Source organism: Paenibacillus timonensis (genome assembly GCF_022427145.1).
In the GTDB taxonomy this organism is placed as follows: domain Bacteria; phylum Bacillota; class Bacilli; order Paenibacillales; family Paenibacillaceae; genus Fontibacillus; species Fontibacillus timonensis.
Genome location: NZ_JAKSXN010000099.1, coordinates 1 through 10089, shown reverse-complemented (window position 1 = coordinate 10089; position 10089 = coordinate 1). Strand labels below are relative to the sequence as shown.

The following is a 10089-nucleotide window of genomic DNA, read 5'->3' as shown; positions in this document are numbered from 1 at the left end:
TTTTGATGACTTTTGGGACACCCTCTTTTGACTTTTGGGACACCCTCTTTTGACGTGTTGCTTAGCAAATGCAAATAACTGCAAACGTGCAGGTGTTTGCGAGTAAAATCGACAAAAATGAGAAATACCTGCAAAAATGCAGGTATTTCCGGATAAATCGCGATAGAACCGAAAAAGAGGGGTCAAAAACTGCACTTTTGCAGCTTTTCCGCGCAAATCTGCGTTATTCGTAAAAATAACTGTATTTCTGCAGTAATTCGGCTAAATCGGGTCCTCATCGTCGTCCTCAAACAAAGTACGAAGCACGCTGTGCCGGTTCTCCAGAAATCTTCGCGAGATCTGGTAATGATCGGTGTCCCCCTTCGGTTAAAGAATTAATCCAGCTCTTTGTAAATAAAATAATCGAAATCGGCTGCCTTGCGCATACCGCTAAGGTCCTGGGCGCATACGCCGACGAAGGTGCCGGTGAAACGCACTTTCTCCGCCGGATCGTCGGACAGGTGGCTGACGTCCACCGCTTCGCCGACGGCTTGCCAGGTCTCACCGTCGAGGCTGTAATAGAAGCGAGCCAATTCGCGTTCAATGTCGACCCGCAGCCAGCAGCGCGGAGCGTCTTCGATCGAAATGTCTTCCGCCAGCAACTCGTCGTATACCCCGTCTTTCGTCTGAATGAGATTCAGACTTTTGCCCTTCGTTTCATCGTAGGAGATCCGCAAATATACATGATCGTTCGTATCATAAAATACGGTCAGGCCGGCCATCTGCTGAAACGTCTCCGGCTCGAATTCCACCACCGTCTCCGCTAGGCAACGGAACGACTGCTGCCGCCGCGCGACCAGACTTTGCCGGAACAGCGAGTTCATCGACTCGCGGCCATACAGCCGCAGGAAGCCGGGACGCTCGCGAAGCGTCAGCCAATCCTCCGTGGCCGGAACGCGCAGCGTGCTCCAGTGAACGCCGAGCTGCTCCGCCTCGAAGTCGTCCCGCTCCGGCTCCGGCACGAACGGATGAGGCGGCAAAGCAGGAGCAGCCACCTCCACTTGAGGATCGTTCCCTCCCGCCTCCAACCGGAACCAGCCGTCTTCCGTCCAGACGCCGCGCTGGATCGCCGTCTCCCGGCCAAGCGTGCAGTAAATGTCTTTCGTCGGCCGCCCGGTCAGATGCACCATGTACCACTCGCCCGTTTGGGTCTCGACCAGCGAGGCATGTCCCGCCTTTTGCAGCGCCAAGTGCGGTTTCCCCGATGACGTCAGGATCGGATTGGTCGGGTCGACTTCATACGGTCCGTCGATCGTGCGCGACCGGGCCATCGTGACCGCATGGTCGTAATACGTGCCGCCCTCCGCCGTAAGCAGGTAGTAGTAACCGTTTCTTTTATATAAATGCGGGCCTTCGGTTAACCTAAGTTCAGTGCCTAGAAAAATATTTTTGACCGGTCCAACCAATTTCTGCTGCTGCGGATCGTATTCCTGAAGCACGATGCCGGCAAAACGGTTCTTCCCTTTTCGGTGATCCCACAGCATGTTGACCAGCCATTTGCGCCCGTCGTCGTCGTGGAACAGGGAAGGGTCGAATCCGCTGCTGTTCAGATAGATCGGTTCCGACCAGGGGCCGCGGATATCGGGGGCCGTGACCAGATAGTTCGGGGTGTCCTTGAAGGCACCATGGCGGCTTTTGACGTCGGTATAGATCAGGTAGAACAAGCCGTTATCGTAGCTGAGGCAGGGAGCCCAAACCCCGCAGGACCCGGGATTGCCCAGCATGTCGAGCTGCGATACCCTCGTTAACGGATGACCGATCAACTGCCAATGGACGAGATCGCGGGAATGATGGATTTGGACGCCAGGGAACCACTCGAAGGTAGAAGTAGCGATATAGTAGTCGTCGCCGACCCGCAATATCGAGGGATCCGGATTAAAGCCGCGTAAAATCGGGTTCGTGAGCTTTGGACGTTCACTCATGTTTTTTCCTCCGTTCAGAACTGTTATCGATTTGGTGATTGTTTTTTCGCTCATTTACTTAAAATTCGATTATAATAGAAATTAGGCTTTCGTATTCCATTTATGCCTAAGGAGGCTTGATTGTATGCCCGATTCACGGACATCCCACGATACATCGCATCGTTTATCCCATATTCCCGTCTCGATTCTCGACCTGGCGCCGATCACCGCCGGCAGCACCGCCGCCGAATCGCTAAGCAACACGCTGGATCTTGCCCGGCACGCGGAAGGCTGGGGTTACCACCGCTATTGGCTTGCGGAGCATCACGGCATGCCCGGCATCGCCAGCTCGGCGACCTCGGTCGTCATCGGCCACGTCGCCGGCGGCACGAAGAAGATCCGCGTCGGCTCCGGCGGCATCATGCTGCCGAACCATGCGCCGCTCGTGATCGCCGAGCAGTTCGGCACGCTGGAGTCGCTGTACCCGGGGCGGATCGACCTCGGGCTCGGCCGGGCGCCCGGTTCCGACCCGCTGACCTCGCATGCGCTGCGGCGCGGGCCGGGCAGCGACGGGCAGGATTTCCCGGAGCGGCTCGCTGAGCTGCGGGATTATTTCCAGCCCGTTTCGGGTTCCTCCATGCGGGTGCGGGCGATTCCCGGCGAAGGCTTGCACATCCCGATCTGGCTGCTCGGCTCCAGCGGCTTCAGCGCGCAGCTGTCCGCCCAGCTCGGTCTACCGTTCGCTTTCGCCAGCCATTTCGCGCCGGATTACTTGCTCCCGGCGCTCGATCTGTACCGCACGCACTTCCGCCCGTCGGCGGAACTGGCAAAGCCTTATGCGATGATCGGCGTGAACGTGATCGTCGCCGATACCGACGCGGAGGCCCGCCGCCTGGCGACCTCCCAGCTGCAGCAGTTCCTCAACCTGATCCGCCGGCGCACCGCGCAGCTTAGCCCGCCGGTCGACCAGCTGGACTGGACGCCGCAGGAGCAGGCCCTGGTCGAACGCCAGCTCAGCTATTCGGCGATCGGCTCGCCGGAGACGGTACGGAACCGGCTGGAGCACTTGCTGGCGGAAACCGAGGCCGACGAGATCATCGTCGCCGCCCAGGTCTACGACCATAAGGCCCGTTTGCGTTCTTACGAGCTGCTGTCGGAGCTGTTCGGGGGACAACGCTCCTTGTAATCCGAGGGACTGTACCCCGTGTACTCCTTGAAGACTTTGGAGAAATAGTGCTGATCGCTGAACGACAAGGCGTCGGACACTTCTTTGATTCGCATTTCCGGCTTGCAGGCCATCAGCCTGCAGGCCTCTTTGATTTTCAGTCCAGTATAATACTGCACGAACGTGCTTTGGGCATACTTCTTCATCACGCGGCTAATATACGAGGGGCTGACGTGAAATTTCAGCGCCACGTCGGCAATCGACAGATACGAGTACAAGTTTAGCCTGACGTACTCCTCAATCTGCCGAAACAGCTCCTCTCCGCTTTTTCGGTTCTGCGCCTGCACCCGTTCAAAGGATTGCTTGGCCCACTCCTGAAGATCCCGGCAGAACCGATCGAAGCTATCCGCCTCCAGCAAACGCCGGGAAGAAGCTTCGAGTTCCAGACGATGCCCGGTCTCCTGATCGCCCCCGGCCTTCGAGAAAGCATCCACCAATAGTCCGATGAACCGTTCCAGTTCCGCAAGCCGGATATTGTCTCCCGCCCACTTGGTCAGTTGCTCGTTCAGCCTGAGCAAGAACTGCTCCTTCCTCCGCCCCAAGATGAGCTCGGTAAAGGCTGCCGCGGTCGCCCGATCCAAATCCGGGCTGTCCGGGCCGCCGAGCGCTTGGGGAATCTCCGTGTCGATGACCCCGCCCTGGTGGATGCGCTGCCTTTCGTCCAGGATCCCCGACACGCGGTGATACAGCTCGGGCAGCCTGTCCGGGTCGCCGGCCTGTAGCTGCCCGCCAACCGTGGACGACAGCCCGGCAATCTCCAGGTCGCGGCGGACCGACTCAAGGCATTCGTACTCCGAGGAATACGGCTCCACTGCCGTTTTTTGCACCAAGACGAGAAACTGGTTAGGCATTTGGGTCGGAAGCACCCAGCACAAATGCGGAGCAAACAAAGCATCCAGCCTCCGCTGAAGCCTCTCCGGACTCCACAGCTCCCGCCCGCCGGCAAACGGCTGTCTCCGGATCAGAATCAGCATTTTCCCGTAATGGCGGAATTGGTCGCCCAGTTTCAGTTCCTCGTAAAACCCCGGCTCCACAATCTCCTTGAACAGCTCCGCTTCGCTGGGAGTCCGGCTTCGGAGCCGCTCGAGCGCCCGATCCATGACCTCCGCCAGCTGTTTGCGCTCGACGGGCTTCAGCAAATAGTCAAAGACCTGCAAATTGATGGCCTTGCGGGTGTATTCAAAATCGTTATATCCGCTGATCAAAATAAACAACAGCCGCGGACGGAGCTGCTTGGCCTGTTCGATTAACGCCAAGCCGTCCATCTTCGGCATGCGGATATCGGTCAGCACCAGGTCCACCGGCTGTTGCCGGATCAGCTCCAGCGCTTCCTCCCCGTTCGTTGCCGTGGCCACCACCTGAACCGGGAGCTCCAGGGAACCGAGCAGCGTTCGAATGTTCCGCAGGATCGGCTTGCTGTCTTCCACGATCATGACGTTGTACATACCGTGCCCTCCTCGTTCAGTAGAAGTCCTTCGTTAACGATCCGATGATCTGCACCGTGGCGCCCTTTTCCCCGTCCGCATGGTTAAACACATTGAAGAACAGCCGGTTCTGGTACATCAATTTCAGCCGGCCCACGCTGTTCGCGATACCCATGTTGCCGATCGAGGCTCCCCGCTGCTCTCCCTCTCCGGCGGCGGCGTCGGCGTTTCGCAGGTCGTCCATGATTTCGCTGATTTTCCCGGGCGGAAAACCGTCTCCGTTATCCCTGATCTCCACCGCCCACAACCCGTTGAACTGCTTCACCGTAATATCGATCCGCCAAGGCGGGTCGCTGCGGGTGAAGGCATGCTCGATGCAGTTCTCCACGAAGGGCTGCAGCACCAACCGGGGCAACTGCACGTTCCGCGCCGATTCGTCCGCATGGATCTCCCAAATGAGATCCTCTTCGTATTTTTGCTGGACGAGGGACAAGTAATGCCGCGTATGCTCCAGCTCGTCGGCCAAGGTCACGTGCGCGTAAGGGGAAGATACGATGTATCGCAGGCTGTCCGATAAATGCTTGCACATATCGGAGACGACGTCGGTCTTGCCCTCTTGGGCGGCGATGCTGATCAAATAAAGCACGTTATGGATGAAATGCGGCGCGATTTGGGCCTGGAGCGCGGAGTTTCGCGCTTTGACCTCCTCATGCAGGGCGATTTTCTCCCGTTCGATCGATTCCTGAAGACGTTCCATCAAATCCTGAAAGGCCTCATTCAGCAGGATCAACTCGTTATTTTGCGAACGGTTGTCCATTTTAATGTTCATATTGCTGTAACTGATCCGCCAAATCTGGCTGCGCAGCTTACGAATGGGCAACAACAGGTTCCGCGAAGAAAAATAAAGATAGACGAAGGATAACAGCATCAACGACGTAATCAGCAGAATGGAAAGGTATTTCACCGAGTTGACGGGACCCAGCACGTCCTGCTTGGGCGTCACGAGATAGGTCGTCCATCCGGTGCTCTCCGACCGTGCGTAAGCCACGTAATTCCGGTAATCGTCCACATAAACTCCGCCCGCCGAACCTTTCGCGGCAAGTTCCGCATGCTCCGCCTCCGGTTTGGAACCGGCAATGGGCCGGCCTTCCCGGTCCAGGATATACACCTCGCCGGCGCCCACGCCCTGCGTCATCCGCTGCAGTAACGCCTCGTCCAGTTGAATGCTGAGGTATCCGAATATTTTACCGTTCTGATTGTTGATCGAGCGAATGAACGAAATAGCCGCGCCTTGCCGCTCCAGGACAAATCCGCTACCGCTCCAGCTGCCGTCCATCAGGCTCTTCTTCAGATAACTCTCCAAAGAGGCCGCCTCCCCTTGCTCCCCTAGGTAGGACACGATCTTGCGGCCGGCTTTGTCGTAAATCACCATATCCTTGATATTCATTCGAGGCCCGATGGCTTGAAACATCAGATCCTTAAGTCTGCGGCTTTGATTCAGCCGTTCGATGTTTACGTCGGTTTGATAACCTCTATCCAGGATCGAAAAGAGTTCCTTGCTGGATAAAATCCGCTGGGACAGCTGGTTTTGGCTATCCACATAGTCGTCGATCTGCTGACTGACTTTGGTCGCCGCCGCCAGCTTGGCCTCCACCGTTTTTTCCTTCAGCGGTTTGATGACAACCAGATTCACGTAGACGATAAAACAGCCCAGTATAAACAGTAGCAAGGCCACAAAGGTTAAAAAGACTTTGTTTTGCAGGCTGAGTTGATCTTTGCGGGGGATGAAAGGTCTCATGACGTTGGCTTAGGCCTCCTTGTTGCTGTGCCTTGTTGCGTAAATGATGGTTTAACTGTACCATTTCGCCTCACGTCATGACAACGGTTACAAGTTCACAATTTTACACCTAATCAGTCACCCTCAGACATGTACCTTAACCGCTCCGAATTCTATAATCAAGTTGCAAGCGCATTCAAAACCACATCATATAGACGGGGGGATTTGCCTTGAATTACGCAATGAAAAGAACAACTATCGCGATCATCGCGGGTTTGCTGGCGGTATCGCTCGCGGCCTGCGGCTCCGGAGGCGCAAAGTCCGGCAACGCGGCGAATGACGGAATGAACGGCAACAGCGGCGCTGCCAAGGGCGACAAGGTCACCATCGAGCTAGCCATCTCCAAAAGCTCGCAGGACTCCGCCTTCATCCAGCAGGATCTGCTCGACGAGTTCGAGAAGCAAACGAACATCAAAGTCAATCTGCAGTTGATTCCGGCCGAGCAAACGACTACCGTCCTGCAAACGAAACTGGCTGTCGACGAAACGCCGGACATTATTCAATACAATCTGGCCAGCGCCACCACGGACTTGAATCTGGAGCGCAACTTCGAGATTCTCGATAACGAGCCTTGGGCCAGCCGGATTCTGAACAAAGACGTGCTTTCCGCTTACGGGCATATCTACAGCTTCCACGTCAGCCAAGATACGGGCATGCAGGGCGTCGTGTACAACAAGGACATCTTTGATGACTTGGGCCTATCGATCCCGAAGAATTTCGACGAGTTCCTGGCCGTATGCGAGAAGATCAAAGCCAGCGGGGTTACTCCGGTATTCATGCCATATAAGGACAATTGGTCCGCGAATATTTGGCCGGCCGCTGCGTTTGCCAACTTCGTATCCAAAACCGATCCAACCTTCTTCGACGAACTGAACAGCAACAAGAAAAAATGGTCCGACATTCCGGAATTCCAAACGTTCCTGCAGCAGCAGTACGAGGTGTATAAACAAGGCTACACCAATGCCGACGTCCTGAGCGACAGCTACGACATGGCGGTCGGCAAGTTCCTGAACAAGGAAGTCGCCATGATGTTCATGGGCGACTGGCTGATCGAAGGCGTGCTTCAGCAGGATCCGAACATGCGGCTCGGCGTCTTCCCGATCCCTTCCGAGCAGGATGCCAGCTTGGGTGCCAGCCCGCTTGGCGGCCAGCTGTTCATTCCGAAGAAAGCCAAGCATTTGGCTGAAGCGAAGGAGTTCCTGAACTTCATGGGCTCCAAGGAAATCGCGCAGAAAATCGTCGACTCCAAAGGGTACGTCTCCAACCTGAACGACGTCAATACGCCGGAACTGCCTGCTTATAAGCAGGAGATCGTCGATAACTACATCACGCCGAAGAAAACCGTGCTGACGACCGACGCCTACATGCTGGTCGACCGCAGCGAGTTGTACCGGCTGCTCCAGGACCAATTCGCCGGCGGTTTAACGCCGGAAGAAGTCTTGAAGTCTTGGGACGAGAAGTTCAGCCAGTTGATGAAAGATAAAGAAATCCCCGGTTTCTAAATCGGAAGAATGGCAGGCAGCATAAGATCCCGTCCGGGGCTTTATGCTGCCCCAGTCTATAGTGGGGTGGAGAACATGAAATCGAAAGCATCGGTCAAAAACTTATATTCCTATTATCTCGTGTTGCCGGCGTTATTGATCTACTCGATCTTTTTCGTCATCCCGGCGTTTACGGGTTTTTATTATTCCTTTACCGATTGGAGGCTGGATCGCCTGACCATCGACTTCGTCGGATGGGAGAACTTCCAGAAAATCTTTTCCGATAAAACGCTGATTCTGGCGCTCAAAAATACCCTGATTTTTGCCGTCGTCACCGTGGTCGGGAAAAACCTGATCGGCATCGTGCTGGCGGTCGCGCTCAACATGCGGTTGAAGACGCGGAACCTGCTGCGGGCGATCTTTTATTCCCCGTCCATCCTCAGCATCCTGGTCATCGGCATCGTGTTTACCCCGATCCTGCGCACGGAAGGCGCCATCAACCGGATGTTCGATGCGGTGGGATTGCACGTGTTAAGCCAGGCTTGGCTCACCAATCCGCACCTCGTCATTTGGACCATCGCGATCATCTCCATTTGGCAGCATGCCGGCTTCCAGATGGCCATTTACCTGGCCGGGCTCCAATCGATCTCCCAGGAATATTACGAAGCGGCGACCATCGACGGGGCCGGTTCCTGGAAGAAATTCACGAAAATCACGCTGCCGCTCTTGCTGCCGGCGATCAATATTAACCTGATGCTCACGCTCATCGGCGGCCTTAAGGTCTTCTCGGAGGTTTTCGTCTTGACGGGTGGAGGTCCGGGCAACTCTTCCCAGGTCGTCGGTACGATCATTTTGCGGTCTTTCGGCGAAGGAAGCTGGGGACTGGGCACCGCCATCAATACGCTGCTGTTCGTGGCGGTCACGATCATCGCCATCCCGCTGCTCGTCTTCATGCGGCGTAAGGAGGTCACCGAATAATGGGATTCACGCGCAAACTCGCCATCCGCAACTATATCGTCGAAGGCCTTCTGCTTCTGGCTTCGCTGTTGATTATTCTACCGGTCTTGATCATGATCTTCGGCTCGTTCAAGACAAGCGCCGAAGTGCTCGACTTCTCGCTGAAGCTGCCAAAAGAATGGAGGTTCTCCAACTATGCCCGCGTCTTTGAGGAGGGCGGGATCGCCCGGGCGTTCTGGAACAGCGTATGGATTACGGGCATTTCGTCGGTCATCAACATCGTCGCTTCTTCGGCCGCCTCCTTTATCCTGGCGCGGCGGGAGACGAAATTCGCCAATACGTTGTACATGTATTTCTTTATGGGGCTGATCGCCCCGATGTCGACCATCACGACCATTCGGATCGTACAGGCGCTTGGCTTCTACGGCAGCATCACCAGCGTTATACTGATCTACGCCTCGCTGAACACCGCATTTAGCGTGTTCCTATACAGCGGGTTCATCAAAACGATCCCGAAAGCGCTCGACGAAGTCGCGTTCCTGGAAGGCGCCAGCGTGTTCGGCGTATTTTTCCGGATCGTGACGCCGCTGATCCTGCCTGTGAATGCCACGGTCGCGATCATGGTCTTCATGTCGGTGTGGAATGACATCACGATTCCGTTGTACTTCCTGACCGACAGCTCGACCTGGACGATGCCGCTGTCGATCTACAATTTCTACGGCAAGTACAGCCGGGAGTGGAACCTGATCTTCGCCAACCTGGTGCTGACATCCTTGCCGGTGTTCATCCTCTACCTGTTCGGCCAAAAATACATCGTCAGCGGCTTAACGGCCGGCGCCGTGAAGGGCTGAACAAATGGGCGCGGGGGGCGCGGTGCGCCGCGGGTACCTGCGAGCGTGTAAGTGCATGGGGAGCAAGCGGACGCGCCTCCGGCAGGCGGGCGGTTGCACTGCGGGCGGCGCGAGCGCCTGGGACGCGCGGCTGCACTGCGGGCGGGCACGGGCGCCTGGGACGCGCGGGTGCAACTCGGGCGGGCGTCTCGTGCAGGCGCTAGCGTCTGGAGCGCTCGTCGGATGAGCGTGTGCCCTGGGTGCCACAGGTACCCCCCTTCACCGCGAAATGTTGTATTTTATGCAACATTTTGATGTGATTTCAGCTTCTTTGGTCAAAAATGTTGCATTTTGTGCAACAATTTTGCCGAAGTTGGCGAAGAACGCCGCAAAAT

General features: G+C 56.2%; 7 protein-coding genes. 4 read left to right on the top strand and 3 right to left on the bottom strand.

What is annotated here, in order from left to right:
* Positions 1 to 374: 374 nt before the first annotated feature.
* Positions 375 to 1961, bottom strand: coding sequence for a glycoside hydrolase family 43 protein (locus MJ257_RS23675; RefSeq protein WP_240271612.1), 1587 nt, complete (start codon positions 1959 to 1961; stop codon positions 375 to 377).
* A gap of 124 nt (positions 1962 to 2085) precedes the next feature.
* Between MJ257_RS23675 and MJ257_RS23670 the strand changes: the two genes are divergently transcribed.
* The gene (locus MJ257_RS23670; RefSeq protein WP_240271610.1) at positions 2086 to 3126 is read left to right on the top strand and encodes an LLM class flavin-dependent oxidoreductase; all 1041 of its coding nucleotides are present in this window, start codon (positions 2086 to 2088) and stop codon (positions 3124 to 3126) included.
* Here the strand turns inward: MJ257_RS23670 and MJ257_RS23665 are convergent.
* Both MJ257_RS23665 and MJ257_RS23660 read right to left on the bottom strand, forming a co-directional pair.
* On the bottom strand, positions 3081 to 4610 hold the full coding sequence (locus MJ257_RS23665) for a response regulator (RefSeq protein ID WP_240271608.1): 1530 nt from the start codon (positions 4608 to 4610) through the stop codon (positions 3081 to 3083). The two genes, MJ257_RS23670 and MJ257_RS23665, sit on opposite strands and share 46 nt — an antisense overlap.
* Positions 4611 to 4626: 16 nt before the next feature.
* The gene (locus tag MJ257_RS23660) at positions 4627 to 6387 is read right to left on the bottom strand and encodes a sensor histidine kinase (RefSeq protein WP_240271606.1); all 1761 of its coding nucleotides are present in this window, start codon (positions 6385 to 6387) and stop codon (positions 4627 to 4629) included.
* A 221-nt stretch (positions 6388 to 6608) separates the two neighbouring features.
* Between MJ257_RS23660 and MJ257_RS23655 the strand changes: the two genes are divergently transcribed.
* From MJ257_RS23655 to MJ257_RS23645, 3 genes are all read left to right on the top strand, one after another.
* Positions 6609 to 7928: an ABC transporter substrate-binding protein gene (locus MJ257_RS23655; protein ID WP_240271604.1), complete on the top strand. Its 1320-nt coding sequence runs from the start codon at positions 6609 to 6611 to the stop codon at positions 7926 to 7928.
* Between the two features lie 75 nt (positions 7929 to 8003).
* Complete coding sequence (locus MJ257_RS23650) at positions 8004 to 8885, top strand: carbohydrate ABC transporter permease (protein ID WP_240271603.1); 882 nt, start codon at positions 8004 to 8006, stop codon at positions 8883 to 8885.
* Positions 8885 to 9715 carry a carbohydrate ABC transporter permease gene (locus MJ257_RS23645; RefSeq protein WP_240271602.1) on the top strand — a complete coding sequence of 277 codons (831 nt, stop codon included), beginning with the start codon at positions 8885 to 8887 and terminating at the stop codon, positions 9713 to 9715. The genes MJ257_RS23650 and MJ257_RS23645 overlap by 1 nt, the downstream gene beginning before the upstream one ends.
* The last annotated feature ends 374 nt before the right edge of the window (positions 9716 to 10089 follow it).